Source organism: Ruoffia sp. FAM 26254, from assembly GCF_045528545.1.
Lineage (GTDB): Bacteria > Bacillota > Bacilli > Lactobacillales > Aerococcaceae > Ruoffia > Ruoffia halotolerans.
On sequence record NZ_JBGQQY010000116.1, the window covers coordinates 1 to 581 of the forward strand.

The 581-nt window shown below is 42.3% G+C and carries 1 protein-coding gene; it reads left to right on the forward strand.

Annotation, left to right across the window (positions count from 1 at the left end; translation table 11 throughout):
- A partial coding sequence (locus ACEN3Z_RS11905; RefSeq protein ID WP_407090988.1) for an IS3 family transposase occupies positions 1-581 on the forward strand: 581 nt, incomplete at both ends.

The following is a 581-nucleotide window of genomic DNA, read 5'->3' on the forward strand; positions in this document are numbered from 1 at the left end:
CGTTTTCAACGCCAAGTATCTGCGGAGTATCAGGCTGAACATGTCAAACCCAACTATGTTAAACGTGAGTTTAGAGCTTACGGACCGCGTTCCGTGCTGTTGACGGATATTACTTATTTGCCGTATGGCAGGCAGAAGTGGGCATATTTAGCGTCGGTTAAAGATGCCTTTACGAACGAAATTCTGTCCTATGAACTCAGCCCGATGCTTCATATTGCGTTTGTTTTGAAGATGATACGACAACTTATCGCCCAGCATCCGGTGAGTTTACCGACGCAAACCCTGATTCATTCAGATCAAGGGAGTCACTTTACCAGTGTGAAATTTCAGTACCTTGTGGAGAATAATGGGTTAATTCAATCGATATCCCGACGTGGAAATTGTTGGGACAATGCCCCTCAGGAATCTTTTTATGGACATATGAAAGACGAGATTGATCTCGCTTCGTGTGAAGATTATGAGGACGTAAAAAAGCTCATTGAAGAGTATATGGATTACTACAACAATGAGCGTTACCAATGGAACTTAGCGAAGCTAAGCCCTATTCAATATTATCAGTTTTGTACTACCAATGTCTATCC